This window comes from Streptococcus sp. HMSC10E12 (genome assembly GCF_001807855.1).
Lineage (GTDB): Bacteria > Bacillota > Bacilli > Lactobacillales > Streptococcaceae > Streptococcus > Streptococcus salivarius.
This window is the reverse complement of the sequence record NZ_KV791099.1, coordinates 16,491-28,579: the sequence shown is the minus strand read 5'-3', so window position 1 is coordinate 28,579 and position 12,089 is coordinate 16,491. Positions and strand designations below refer to the sequence as shown.

Here is a 12,089-nt window from a genome sequence, read left to right as displayed (position 1 = left end):
AGTGGTTTTACCCACTACAGAAATTATAGAGCCGCTAAGTTTTGATAGTGATAAAAAGTCATAAAGCAAGTCGAGTTTTCGGAATTTTCCTAAAATCCTAGTAATAGTAAGGGATTTGTGATAAAATAAACGAGTAAATAAATAAAAGAAGAGGTATGTTAAATGTCACGTAAACCATTTATCGCTGGTAACTGGAAAATGAACAAAAATCCAGAAGAAGCAAAAGCATTCGTTGAAGCTGTAGCATCAAAACTTCCTTCATCAGATCTTGTTGAAGCTGGTATCGCAGCTCCTGCAGTTGACTTGACAGCTGTACTTGCTGCTGCTAAAGGTTCAGACCTTAAAGTTGCTGCACAAAACACTTACTTTGAAAATGCTGGTGCCTTCACTGGTGAAACTAGCCCACAAGTTTTGAAAGAAATCGGTACTGACTACGTTGTTATCGGTCACTCAGAACGTCGTGACTACTTCCACGAAACTGATGAAGACATCAACAAAAAAGCAAAAGCAATCTTTGCTAACGGTATGCTTCCAATCATCTGTTGTGGTGAATCACTTGAAACTTACGAAGCTGGTAAAGCAGCAGAATTCGTAGGTGCTCAAGTTTCAGCTGCTCTTGCTGGATTGACTGCAGAACAAGTAGCTTCAACAGTTATCGCATACGAACCAATCTGGGCTATCGGTACTGGTAAATCAGCTTCACAAGACGACGCACAAAAAATGTGTAAAGTTGTTCGTGACGTTGTAGCTGCTGACTTTGGTCAAGAAGTTGCTGACAAAGTACGTGTTCAATACGGTGGATCAGTTAAACCTGAAAACGTTGCTGAATACATGGCTTGTCCAGACGTTGACGGAGCTCTTGTTGGTGGTGCTTCACTTGAAGCTGAAAGCTTCTTGGCATTGCTTGACTTCGTTAAATGATTTTACATAAAGTCGGGGTTTTCCTCGGCTTTTTTGTTTTTTGATGAATAGCTTTATAAATAATTGCTTGGGATAAGACAAATGGTGCAGGTTTGTAAAAACGAACGCTTTAGGTGCTCTATTTTATAGGTTTAGGGTTTGACAAATAGAATTGGATTGCCCAAAGAGATAGATAATATGCTATAATTAGAATAGTATAACTAGAGCTCAGACGCTAATAGTCTGTATGCTCCGCATTTTTTTCCAAAAAGGAGAGTTAGAATCATGACTTTTGATGCAATTGACCAAATGGCGGTCAGCACTATTCGTTCACTTTCGATCGAGGCAATTCAAGCTGCGAATTCTGGGCACCCAGGTCTTCCTATGGGTGCAGCGCCAATGGCTTATGTGCTTTGGAACCATGTGATGAATGTTAATCCAAAGACTAACCGTAACTGGACAAACCGTGACCGTTTTGTTCTTTCTGCTGGTCATGGTTCTGCCTTGCTTTATAGTCTATTGCACCTTTCTGGCTATGATGTGACAATGGACGACTTGAAGAATTTCCGTCAATGGGGCTCTAAGACTCCAGGACACCCTGAAGTTAATCATACTGATGGTGTTGAAGCTACTTCAGGACCTCTTGGTCAAGGGATTGCTAATGCTGTTGGTATGGCCATGGCTGAAGCGCATTTGGCTGCTAAATTCAACAAACCTGGTTTTGATATTGTTGACCATTATACTTATGCCCTACATGGCGATGGCTGTTTGATGGAAGGTGTTTCTCAAGAAGCTGCCAGTCTTGCTGGTCACCTTAAACTTGGTAAGTTGGTACTTCTTTACGATTCAAATGATATCTCACTTGATGGACCAACTTCAATGGCTTTCACAGAAGATGTTAAGGCTAAGTTTGAAGCTTATGGTTGGCAACACATTCTTGTCAAAGATGGTAATGATTTGGAAGCTATTGCTAAAGCCATCGAAGAAGCTAAGGCTGAGACAGATAAACCATCTATCATTGAAGTTAAGACAATCATTGGTTATGGAGCTGAAGGACAAGGAACATCAGCTGTCCACGGTGCTCCAATCGGTCAAGATGGCATTGATCACGCAAAAGGTGTTTACGGTTATGATGCACCGGCATTTACAGTTCCAGATGAAGTTGCTCGTCGTTTTGAAGCTGGTATTAAATTCCGTGGTGAAGCTGCTGAAAATGCTTGGCAAACTAAATTTGCAGAATATGAAACTGCTTACCCAGAATTGGCTGCTGAATACAAGGCTGCCTTTGCAAATGAACCTGTACACGTTAACTTGAATGCTCATGAATTGGGTTCAGCAGTAGCTAGCCGTGTATCAAGCCAACAAGCTATCCAACAGATTTCTGAACAAGTTCCTTCATTCTGGGGAGGTTCAGCAGACCTTTCAGCTTCTAACAATACTATGGTTAAGGCTGAGTCTGATTTCCAAGCAGACAACTATGCTGGACGTAATATTTGGTTTGGTGTGCGTGAGTTTGCTATGGCTGCAGCGATGAATGGTATTGCTCTTCATGGTGGTACTCGCGTTTATGGTGGTACTTTCTTCGTCTTCTCAAACTACTTGCTTCCAGCAGTACGTATGGCAGCACTTCAAAACTTGCCAGTAACTTATGTTATGACTCACGACTCAGTAGCAGTTGGTGAAGATGGACCTACTCACGAACCAATCGAACAATTGGCAAGTGTGCGTTCAATGCCTAACCTTAACGTTATCCGTCCTGCAGATGGTAATGAAACTAATGCTGCGTGGAAACGTGCCTTGGCTGAGACTGAACGTCCAACAATGCTAGTTTTGACACGTCAAAACTTGCCAGTCCTTGATGGTACAGCTGAAAATGCCGAAGCTGGTGTCAATAAAGGGGCTTACATCATCTCAGAAGCTAAAGGTGATCTTGATGGTATCATCATTGCGACAGGTTCTGAAGTGAAATTGGCTCTTGATACTCAAGCGGCTCTTGAAGCTGAAGGAGTGCATGTCCGTGTTGTTTCAATGCCATCACAAAATCTCTTTGATGAACAAGATGCTGCATATAAAGAAGAAGTTCTTCCAGCAGCTGTGACAAAACGTTTGGCTATCGAAGCTGGAACTAGCTTTGGTTGGGGCAAATATGTTGGTCTTGCAGGTAAAACACTTACTATTGATACTTGGGGTGCCTCAGCACCTGGTGACCGTATCTTTAAAGAATATGGATTCACTGTTGAAAATGCAAGTCAACTTTACAAATCATTGTAAGAAAAGAATGAGCTTGGCTAGTCCAAGTTCTTTTTTGTAAATTTCATACAGAACTTGACTTTTTAGGACATAGTGTTAGAATGACTGTGTCAGCCGATTTAGCTCAGTTGGTAGAGCAACGCACTCGTAACGCGTAGGTCACAGGTTCGAAACCTGCAATCGGCATGGTCAGAAGTATTCAGATAGAAACAGGGGTTTTTAGAAACCTCTGTTTTCTTTTGCCCTTGATTGTTCATTTGAGCTAAAATTTGATAAAATAGAAAGTAAAGAAATCAAAAAGGAAGTATCATGTCAAAAGGGTTATTAATCTCAATCGAAGGGCCAGATGGTGCTGGAAAGACCACAGTTTTGGAGGCACTTTTACCTCGTCTTAGAGAAGCCTATCCAGCCAAAGTCGTGACGACACGTGAACCAGGAGGAGTAGCTATTGCAGAGCAAATCCGTGAGGTTATTCTGGATGTAGATAATACGGCTATGGATGCTAAGACAGAGCTCTTGCTCTATATTGCTGCTCGCCGTCAACATCTGGTTGAGAAGGTTTTGCCAGAGCTTGAAAAGGGCAATATGGTCATCATGGATCGCTTTATTGATTCATCAGTTGCCTATCAAGGTACTGGTCGTGGCTTGAATCAGAATGAGATTGCCTGGTTAAATGCCTATGCGACTGATGGGTATAAACCTGATGTGACCCTATTGTTTGATGTGGATTCTGAGACTGGTTTGGACCGCATTGCAGCTAGCGGCGAACGTGAAGTCAATCGGTTGGATTTAGAGAAACTTGACCTACATCAGCGTGTACGTCAAGGTTATTTGGATTTGGCACAGGCTGAACCAGAACGTATCAAGCTAATTGATGCCTCACAGGATTTTGAGGATGTTGTAGAGCAAGCTTGGAATGTAATTAAAGACTATTTATAAGGAGCAAGATGAAGTTAGCTGAAAGTCAAAGCAAACTATTTGAAGAGTTTTCACAAATTATCAGAGAAAATCGTTTGAGTCATGCTTATTTGTTTTCGGGTGATTTTGGAAGTCTCGACATGGCTATTTGGCTAGCACAGAGTCGTTTTTGTGTGACTCCTGAGAATAGTCTACCTTGTGGTCACTGTCGTCCTTGTCGTTTGATTGCTCAGGGGGACTTTTCTGATGTTAAATTAGTAGAGCCACAAGGACAGATTATTAAGACGGACACGATTCGTCAGTTGACTAGAGAGTTTAGTCAATCGAGTTTTGAAGGGCAGGCTCAGGTTTTTATCATTCGTGATGCAGATAAGATGCATGTCAATGCTGCCAATAGTCTATTAAAGTTTATTGAAGAACCTCAAAGTCAGATTTATATTTTTCTTTTGACAGCTGATGATAGTCGTATGTTACCGACGATTAAAAGCCGAGCTCAACTCTTTTATTTTCCTAAGAACAGAGTTTATCTGGAAGACTTGCTGCAGAAGGAAGGTTTGTTATTGACACAAGCTAAGGTCTTGGCAGATTTTGCTAAGGATGAAGCACAGGCTTTGGAGCTAGCTAAGGATAATAAGGTTCTTGATTTGGTCAATACAGTGGAGCGTTTTTCACAGTCTCTGCTGGCTAATCAGGACCTGCTTTATCTGGATGTTGCAAAACTGGCTGTCCAGTGTAGTGAAAAGTCAGAACAAGAGATGGTCTGGGCTTTTTTAACTTATCAATTGGGGAAGGATATACAAAATCCACAAGCAAGACGATGGCTAGACTTAGTATATGAGGCACGAAAAATGTGGCTAGCTAATGTCAGTTTTCAAAATGCGATGGAGTATATGGTGTTATCATGACTGAAGTCATTGGAATAAAATTTGAAGAAACTGGTACAATAGAATATGTTGTACCTGATAGAAATTATGCCAAAGATGACTTTGTAGTCGTTTTGGATAAAAAGGATAAGCGTCTGGCTCAGGTCGTTATGGAGAATACAAATTTTCCTGAAGTTAGTTTGCCTACTGATTTGAATCGAGTTGAAGGCCTAGCTGGAGAGAGGGATTTTGCCAGATATGATGAAAATCTTTTGAAGGCTGAAAAGAGTATGGGAGTAGTAGCTGATTTAATTGCTCAAAATCAGCTAGAAATGAAGGTCGTTGACATTGTCTTTCCGCTAAATTGCTCTTATGTACTAATCAGTTTTGTTGCTGAAAAACGGGTAGATTTTCGTCAGTTACTCAAAGATCTGGCTTCTTACTTTAAGACACGTATTGAGTTGCGCCAAATTTCAAGTCGTGAGGAATCAAAGATTTATGGTGGCTTAGGACCTTGTGGGCGGGCACTTTGTTGTTCTAGTTTTTTGGGTGAATTCCCACCAGTATCGATTAAGATGGCTAAAAACCAAAGTTTATCTTTGAATTCTGGTAAGATGAACGGAGTCTGCGGACGACTCATGTGTTGTCTCAGTTATGAAGATGACTTTTACCGAGATAGCAAGGCTAGTTATCCTGACTTGGGTGATGACATTGAAACCAAGGATGGTACAGGTCAGGTTGTTGCCATTGATGTAATTGCAGGGACCATTAAGGTTGTATTTGAAAAAGGGCGTGCGCCCCTAACTTATGGAGTGGAGGAAGTTCAGCTAAATGGAAAAGCGTGAATTGTATGATAAATTCGAGGAATTATCACAAAATTTGATGTCGATGTTGGCAGAAGTGGAAGCAATTAAGGCGAACTTCTCAGGGATTCTTGATGAAAATACGGCCCTCAAGTTGGAAAACGACAAGCTACGTGAGCACTTGAGTCAGGTGGTTCAAGAGGAGACGGGGACTAAAATGTCTCATGGTAAGGTGAACCTCGAGGCTATTTATGATGATGGATTCCATATTTGTCCAGATTTTTATGGCCAACGTCGTGATAATAATGAAGCTTGTGGCTTCTGTGCAGAATTGTTGTACGGAGACTAAACATGCAGGTTCAAAAGAGTTTTAAGGGACAATCTAGCTACGGTACCCTCTATCTGGTTCCCACACCTATTGGGAATTTGCAGGATATGACTTTTCGCAGTGTGCAAATCCTGAAAGAGGTGGATTTTATTTGTGCGGAGGACACGCGCAATACGGGTCTCTTGCTCAAGCATTTTGAGATTGAAACGAAGCAGTATTCTTTTCATGAGCACAATGCTTATGAGAAAATTCCAGATTTACTGGAGCGCTTGAAGTCAGGTCTTTCTTTGGCTCAGGTTTCTGATGCGGGGATGCCTTCTATTTCGGATCCTGGGCATGATTTGGTCAAAGCTGCCATTGCAGAGGATATTCCAGTGGTGGCCTTACCGGGAGCATCGGCTGGTATTACAGCCTTGATTGCCAGTGGTTTAGCACCTCAACCTCATATTTTTTATGGCTTCCTACCCCGTAAAAAAGGACAGCAGATTGATTTCTTTAAAGAAAAAGTATCTTATCCTGAGACACAGATTTTTTACGAGTCACCTTACCGTGTGGCGGATACTCTTGAAAATATGCATGAGGTCTATGGCAACCGTCAAGTAACTTTAGTTCGAGAATTGACCAAGCTTTATGAAGAGTACCAACGAGGATCTATTTCAGAAGTTTTAGATTATATTGCTAGTAATCCTCTCAAGGGTGAATGTTTACTGATTGTGGCTGGAGCTTCTGAAAATGATAAGGAAGAAAATCTAACATCAAATGTTACCCCGGTAGAGGCTATAGAAGCTTTAATTGCCTCTGGAATGAAACCTAATCAGGCTATAAAAACCGTTGCTAAAGAGCGAAAAATGAACAGACAAGAGCTTTATAACCTTTTTCATGGGGTTTAAGAGGCTCTTTTTTTTGTGGCAACATAAGATGTTAGAAAAGAAAGAATTATCAAAAAATTCCGCAAATAAACTTGTATGCCTCGTAATTTTGTGTTATATTATCTGACATAAAATAATTTACGCATTGGAGTGGTTTCATGGATACAGGTAGCAGTGCCTTTATATTGATTTGTTCAGCCATGGTTTGTTTGATGACACCGGCCTTGGCCTTCTTCTATGGTGGGCTTGGACGTCGTAAGAATGTTATCAATACCATGATGATGTCTGTTCTTCCCTTAGCGATTGCCTCGCTTTTGTGGGTTATTGCTGGTTATTCTTTATCCTTTGGTGGACATGGTCGTTTCTTTGGGAATTTCAGTCACCTTTTTTTAAATGGCGTGTCTGAAACGGCTTCAAGTCGTGGTCTAACCATTCCTGATATGCTGTTTGCTGCTTTTCAGATGATGTTTTCGATTATCTGTGTGGCGATATTGACGGGTTCAGTGGTAGGACGGATGCGCTTTACACCTTTAGCCATTTTTGTTGTCTTTTGGTTACTTTTTGTCTATTATCCATTTGCACATATGGTTTGGGATGAAGGGCTCCTTGCAAAATGGGGGACGATTGACTTTGCAGGTGGTGATGTGGTTCATATTACCTCAGGTGTATCAGCCCTAGTTTTAGCAATCGTTGTTGGTAAACGGCGTGATTTTGGCATTTTAGAACACCGTCCTCATAATGTTCCTTTTGTCCTATTAGGAGCGGGTCTCTTATGGTTTGGTTGGTTTGGCTTTAATGCAGGATCAGCCTTGGCTGCTAATGGTTTGGCAGTTCACGCGCTAGTAACCACTCATGTGTCAGCTGCTGCAGCCATGTTTTCATGGTTGGCAATTGAAAAACATGTCACAGGACATCCATCCTTGGTTGGTGGTTCAACCGGTTTGGTAGCAGGTCTAGTTGCAATCACACCTGGAGCTGGTTTTGTTTCAATTTGGAGTGCTATTCTAATTGGTCTTATGGTTAGTCCGATTTGTTTCTATGCTATTTCAGTCTTGAAGAAACGTTTTGCCTATGATGATGCTTTGGACGCTTTTGGTTGCCATGGTGTTGGAGGTATCTTTGGTGGTTTGGCCACTGCAATTTTTACGACACCAGATTTAGCCCTAGATAAGGCCAATATTGGTTTAATCTATGGAAAGGCGCATCTGTTTATAGTGACTATTTTAGCTATTATCTTTACAGCTATTTGGTCTGCTCTTGTGACCTATGGTATTATTAAAGTAATTGCTCATTATATGCCTTTACGTGTTAGTGACCGTGATGAAGCTATTGGTCTCGATGACTGTGAACACAAGGAAACAGCCTATCCAACCTTTATGGGCTTAGATTCGTAGGAGAATACAGATGAAAAAAGTAGAAGCGATTATTCGTTCGGATAAATTAGAAGATTTGAAAAACGCCTTGACTGGTAGTGGCTTGGCCAAGGGGATGACTGTGAGTCAAGTACTAGGTTATGGTAATCAACGTGGCTTTGCAGAGTTTGTTCGTGGACAGCGCATTGTTCCTACCTTATTAGCTAAGGTTAAGGTTGAGATTGTAGTCAAGGACATGGCAGTTGACGAAGTTGTTGAAGCTATTCGTAGTGCCGTAGCGACAGGAGAAGTTGGTGATGGGAAGATTTTTATCGTTCCTATTGATGATGTTATCCGTATTCGTACTGGTGAACGTGGTGGAGACGCCATTTAATATAATGAAGGCTTAAACCAGTTGGTTTGGGTCTTTTTTAGTGAATTTTGATATACTTAGAGAAGTTAGTATGATTGAGGGGGTGACCAATTGGCAAAAGGAAAAAAGAAAAGCAAGTCGAAAGCTAGACCTAAAAAAACTAAAAAGAAAAAGAAGTCTTTCTTGCTCTTTCCTAAATTTTTCCAGAAGTGGAGTCTGATTTTTATTGTGCTATTTGCCTTATTGGGACTCCTTGCTAGTTTGAATTTTCCAAGGTTGACCATGGAAAAGAACATGACATCTACGGATGAGAGGACGGTTGCATTTATTGCCGAGATTGGTGAGACGTCCCGCTATTTGGCGGCTAGAAACGATCTTTATGCATCTGTCATGATTGCTCAGGCCATCTTGGAATCTGACTCTGGACAATCTACTTTGAGTCAGAAGCCGTCCTATAACTTCTTTGGAATTAAGGGGGACTACAATGGTCAAAGTGTAACCCTACCAACCTGGGAGGATGATGGTAAGGGCAATCCTTACTATATTGATGCAGCTTTTCGTTCTTATGGCTCTGTGGAAAATTCTTTACAGGACTACGTAGACTTCCTTGAGGGCAGCTACTATGTAGGGGTACACCGTTCCAAGACTAAGAATTATAAGGATGCCACAGCTGCCCTAACAGGGGTCTACGCTACGGATACAACCTATGGAGACAAATTAAACAGCATCATTGAACAATACCAGTTAACCATTTATGACACTTATTAGGGTCGAAGGAGAGTAAAATGAATCAGAATCAAGTGAAACTCATTGCAATTGACATGGACGGGACGCTCTTAAATAGCCAAAAAGAGATTCCTGAAGAGAATATCAAGGCTATTCAAGAAGCGGCTGCGGCAGGTATCAAAATTGTCCTTTGTACAGGACGCCCACGTTCAGGCATTCTTCCACATTTTGAGAAATTAGGACTGAGTGAAGAAGAGTACATTATCATGAACAATGGTTGCTCTACTTATGAAACTAAAAATTGGACCTTGCTTCAATCTGAAAGTTTATCTCGCCCTGAAATGGAAGAACTCTTGCAGGCTTGCGAAGATTTTCCAGAGGTGGCTCTAACCTTGACTGGAGAAAAGACTTACTATGTTGTGGGCGATGAGGTGCCTGAGTTAGTAGCTTATGATGCTGGCACTGTCTTCACAGAAGCGAAAGCTAGGAGTTTGGAAGAAATCTTTGCGGAAGGGCAAGTGATTTTCCAAGCCATGTATATGGCTGATTCTGAACCTTTGGACGCCTTCCAAAATGCCGTGCAAGATGGACTTAGTCAGAGCTATAGTACAGTTCGTAGTCAAGACTATATCTTTGAAATCATGCCACAAGGGGCAACAAAGGCTAGCGGGCTTAAACATTTAGCAGAAAAGCTTGACATTAACCCAGATCAAATCATGGCTCTAGGCGATGCTGCTAATGACCTTGAAATGCTTCAATTCGTCGGTCAAAGTGTTGCCATGGGTAATGCTAGTGACGACATTAAAGAGTTGTGTAAGTATGTGACCTTGACAAATGACGAGGCAGGCGTAGCCCACGCTATTCGTACTTGGGCTTTATAAGAAAAAGACCTTTAGCTTCTATTTGCTAAAGGTTTTTCGATTTTTAATAATGGCAATAAGAGTAGTCAGTGTGATAGTGATATCAGTGACAGTAGCTGGGTAAGCCTGAATGGTCAAATCGTAGATCAGCCAAAGTAACATATTTTCAATAATGACCCAGCGAAGCCACTGAAGGTTTGGTGTGATGGCAATGGCTAAACTATAAGAGACTGAAGAGATGATTGGCAGATAGCCAATAAGTCCAAGTTGATTGAGATAGGTTCCTACAATGATTTGAATAACGATGAGGATGGTCAAGATAGTCTTGGTCATCTGCTTTTTGACCATCAAGCTATTACGTATGATGGAAATACTAATGGTTAAAGCACCGGTATAGCCACCCAATAAGAGGTTGGCAATAGCAGTAAAAATGTAGTCGGTAATTTGCCAGACCAGCATTTTATGTTTTGATTTTGCAAAAGAAGATATGGCGACACATAGGGCACCTATGGCTGAGAATACTTGTGCTAGAAGATAGATTGTCATGATATAACTTTCAATTTTTGTCTCCATTATATCACAAGGATTCAAGAGATTTTCATCGCTTTTTTAGAATTTACAATCCTAATATGTTAGCGTTTACATTAGAAAATGATATAATGAAAGTGTAGAAAAGATTATTCCCTTAGAAGTAGAGAGAACCCGATGTTGCCTTGTGACATAGGTCCTATCTTTACTTTTTACGATAGACTAGAAATGAGGAAATAATTATGAAAAACAAATTTTCTCAAGCAATCGTGCTTTCCATGGTTACCCTTTCCTCAGTGGCTTTGCTGACGGCCTGTTCCAGCCATAAGGAATCGAGTTCAGCAGATAAGATGCCAAAGAGCAGCCAGGTGACCTCATCAAGTAAGGCTAAAACATCCAGTAAAGATAGCGGTAAGGTTAGCAAGTCTAGTGCTAAGGTCAAGGAATCTTCGGGTTCAAAGACAGAATCTTCAAGTGTACCGAGTAGCAAAAAGGCTTCTGCCCCAAGTTCAAGTAGTAGTCAGGCTCAGTCATCATCTTCAAATAGTTCATCAGTTCCCTCAAGCAGTCAGTCACAGGCTCCTAAGTCTTCAGCGAGTCAATCCCAAGCACCAAAGAGCTCAAGTGATAGTCAAGCTCAAGCTAAAACGGATACGCAAGTAACCACCGTGGATATGGATGTGAGTGCAGTTGCGCGTGGTCAGTTTGACAGTATTGCTGGGACTTGGAAGTCTAGTGATGGCAGTCGTCTGGTCTTTAACAATACTAGCTTAGTAGGAGATATTACGCCCCAAGGTCAAGCAACTAGTCATAATTATGTGCACCCTAAAGATGGTTATCAGGAGGGTTCAGGCAAGTATGAAGCAATTCTTTCAAGAGATAGAGGTGATACTGTTGGCAATGTTGGGGATATTAGCTTTGTCTCTAAAAAGGCAGCTATTTCAGGGCCAACTTATGAGCAAGATACAATTCAGGTAAGGACTAATGGTAGCACAAAGGTCTACTTTAAAGAGTCAAATGATGTTGCGTTACCGAAAGACGTAACTGTTACTGATAACCAAATCCCTATTGATAGTGGTTTAGCAGAGTCTGGTAGCTATAAGCTAACGCAACGCTCAGCAGTCAAAAACATTCCTAGTAATAGCGCCCCGGTTGAATTTTACTTAGAAGCAGGTGATCAGATTAACTTTGATATGAAGGTTACTCAAGATGGTCATAGTTGGATTTCTTACATCAGTTATAGTGGTGTTCGTCGTTATGTTCAAGTGGATTAAATGAGACATCTAGAAAGGTCAGATTTTCTTCTGATCTTTCTATTA

The 12,089-nt window shown here is 41.2% G+C and carries 13 protein-coding genes and 1 tRNA gene; 13 read left to right on the top strand and 1 reads right to left on the bottom strand.

Annotated features, from left to right (window positions below; all coding sequences use genetic code 11):
* The first annotated feature begins 162 nt into the window (after positions 1 to 162).
* The 12 genes from tpiA to HMPREF3112_RS06600 all read left to right on the top strand — a co-directional run bounded on the left by tpiA (position 163) and on the right by HMPREF3112_RS06600 (position 10,263).
* Positions 163 to 921, top strand: coding sequence for a triose-phosphate isomerase (tpiA, locus tag HMPREF3112_RS06655; protein WP_002885895.1), 759 nt, complete (start codon positions 163 to 165; stop codon positions 919 to 921).
* A gap of 264 nt (positions 922 to 1,185) precedes the next feature.
* A complete protein-coding gene (gene tkt, locus HMPREF3112_RS06650; protein WP_070438799.1) occupies positions 1,186 to 3,171 on the top strand; it encodes a transketolase in 1,986 nt (661 codons plus the stop codon).
* Positions 3,172 to 3,263: 92 nt separating this feature from the next.
* Positions 3,264 to 3,336, top strand: a tRNA-Thr gene (locus HMPREF3112_RS06645).
* A gap of 123 nt (positions 3,337 to 3,459) precedes the next feature.
* Entirely contained in the window at positions 3,460 to 4,089 is a 630-nt protein-coding gene (tmk, locus tag HMPREF3112_RS06640) for a dTMP kinase (protein ID WP_070438794.1), read from the top strand.
* 8 nt (positions 4,090 to 4,097) lie between these two features.
* The gene (locus HMPREF3112_RS06635) at positions 4,098 to 4,973 is read left to right on the top strand and encodes a DNA polymerase III subunit delta' (RefSeq protein WP_070438791.1); all 876 of its coding nucleotides are present in this window, start codon (positions 4,098 to 4,100) and stop codon (positions 4,971 to 4,973) included.
* Positions 4,970 to 5,776 carry a regulatory iron-sulfur-containing complex subunit RicT gene (ricT, locus tag HMPREF3112_RS06630; RefSeq protein WP_014633488.1) on the top strand — a complete coding sequence of 269 codons (807 nt, stop codon included), beginning with the start codon at positions 4,970 to 4,972 and terminating at the stop codon, positions 5,774 to 5,776. The genes HMPREF3112_RS06635 and ricT overlap by 4 nt, the downstream gene beginning before the upstream one ends.
* A complete protein-coding gene (gene yabA, locus HMPREF3112_RS06625) occupies positions 5,763 to 6,083 on the top strand; it encodes a DNA replication initiation control protein YabA (protein WP_002887582.1) in 321 nt (106 codons plus the stop codon). The genes ricT and yabA overlap by 14 nt, the downstream gene beginning before the upstream one ends.
* Positions 6,084 to 6,085: 2 nt before the next feature.
* The gene (gene rsmI, locus HMPREF3112_RS06620) at positions 6,086 to 6,952 is read left to right on the top strand and encodes a 16S rRNA (cytidine(1402)-2'-O)-methyltransferase (RefSeq protein WP_014633487.1); all 867 of its coding nucleotides are present in this window, start codon (positions 6,086 to 6,088) and stop codon (positions 6,950 to 6,952) included.
* A 137-nt stretch (positions 6,953 to 7,089) separates the two neighbouring features.
* Complete coding sequence (locus HMPREF3112_RS06615; protein ID WP_070438788.1) at positions 7,090 to 8,325, top strand: ammonium transporter; 1,236 nt, start codon at positions 7,090 to 7,092, stop codon at positions 8,323 to 8,325.
* 10 nt (positions 8,326 to 8,335) lie between these two features.
* Positions 8,336 to 8,677 carry a P-II family nitrogen regulator gene (locus tag HMPREF3112_RS06610; RefSeq protein ID WP_021144573.1) on the top strand — a complete coding sequence of 114 codons (342 nt, stop codon included), beginning with the start codon at positions 8,336 to 8,338 and terminating at the stop codon, positions 8,675 to 8,677.
* Positions 8,678 to 8,767: 90 nt separating this feature from the next.
* Entirely contained in the window at positions 8,768 to 9,424 is a 657-nt protein-coding gene (locus tag HMPREF3112_RS06605) for a glucosaminidase domain-containing protein (protein ID WP_070438784.1), read from the top strand.
* A 17-nt stretch (positions 9,425 to 9,441) separates the two neighbouring features.
* The gene (locus HMPREF3112_RS06600; RefSeq protein WP_070438782.1) at positions 9,442 to 10,263 is read left to right on the top strand and encodes a Cof-type HAD-IIB family hydrolase; all 822 of its coding nucleotides are present in this window, start codon (positions 9,442 to 9,444) and stop codon (positions 10,261 to 10,263) included.
* 18 nt (positions 10,264 to 10,281) lie between these two features.
* Here the strand turns inward: HMPREF3112_RS06600 and HMPREF3112_RS06595 are convergent, their stop codons facing one another.
* On the bottom strand, positions 10,282 to 10,788 hold the full coding sequence (locus HMPREF3112_RS06595; RefSeq protein ID WP_070438805.1) for a YgjV family protein: 507 nt from the start codon (positions 10,786 to 10,788) through the stop codon (positions 10,282 to 10,284).
* Positions 10,789 to 11,012: 224 nt separating this feature from the next.
* Here HMPREF3112_RS06595 and HMPREF3112_RS06590 point away from each other — a divergent pair, with 224 nt between their 5' ends.
* On the top strand, positions 11,013 to 12,044 hold the full coding sequence (locus tag HMPREF3112_RS06590; protein WP_070438781.1) for an SH3 domain-containing protein: 1,032 nt from the start codon (positions 11,013 to 11,015) through the stop codon (positions 12,042 to 12,044).
* Positions 12,045 to 12,089 lie beyond the last annotated feature (45 nt).

Coding starts and splice junctions, on each gene's coding strand:
- tmk (WP_070438794.1), top strand. CDS start 3,460: ATGTCAAAAGGGTTATTAATCTCAATCGAAGGGCCAGATGGTGCTGGA.
- ricT (WP_014633488.1), top strand. CDS start 4,970: ATGACTGAAGTCATTGGAATAAAATTTGAAGAAACTGGTACAATAGAA.
- HMPREF3112_RS06595 (WP_070438805.1), bottom strand. CDS start 10,788: ATGACAATCTATCTTCTAGCACAAGTATTCTCAGCCATAGGTGCCCTA.
- tkt (WP_070438799.1), top strand. CDS start 1,186: ATGACTTTTGATGCAATTGACCAAATGGCGGTCAGCACTATTCGTTCA.
- rsmI (WP_014633487.1), top strand. CDS start 6,086: ATGCAGGTTCAAAAGAGTTTTAAGGGACAATCTAGCTACGGTACCCTC.
- HMPREF3112_RS06635 (WP_070438791.1), top strand. CDS start 4,098: ATGAAGTTAGCTGAAAGTCAAAGCAAACTATTTGAAGAGTTTTCACAA.
- HMPREF3112_RS06590 (WP_070438781.1), top strand. CDS start 11,013: ATGAAAAACAAATTTTCTCAAGCAATCGTGCTTTCCATGGTTACCCTT.
- yabA (WP_002887582.1), top strand. CDS start 5,763: ATGGAAAAGCGTGAATTGTATGATAAATTCGAGGAATTATCACAAAAT.
- tpiA (WP_002885895.1), top strand. CDS start 163: ATGTCACGTAAACCATTTATCGCTGGTAACTGGAAAATGAACAAAAAT.
- HMPREF3112_RS06615 (WP_070438788.1), top strand. CDS start 7,090: ATGGATACAGGTAGCAGTGCCTTTATATTGATTTGTTCAGCCATGGTT.
- HMPREF3112_RS06600 (WP_070438782.1), top strand. CDS start 9,442: ATGAATCAGAATCAAGTGAAACTCATTGCAATTGACATGGACGGGACG.
- HMPREF3112_RS06610 (WP_021144573.1), top strand. CDS start 8,336: ATGAAAAAAGTAGAAGCGATTATTCGTTCGGATAAATTAGAAGATTTG.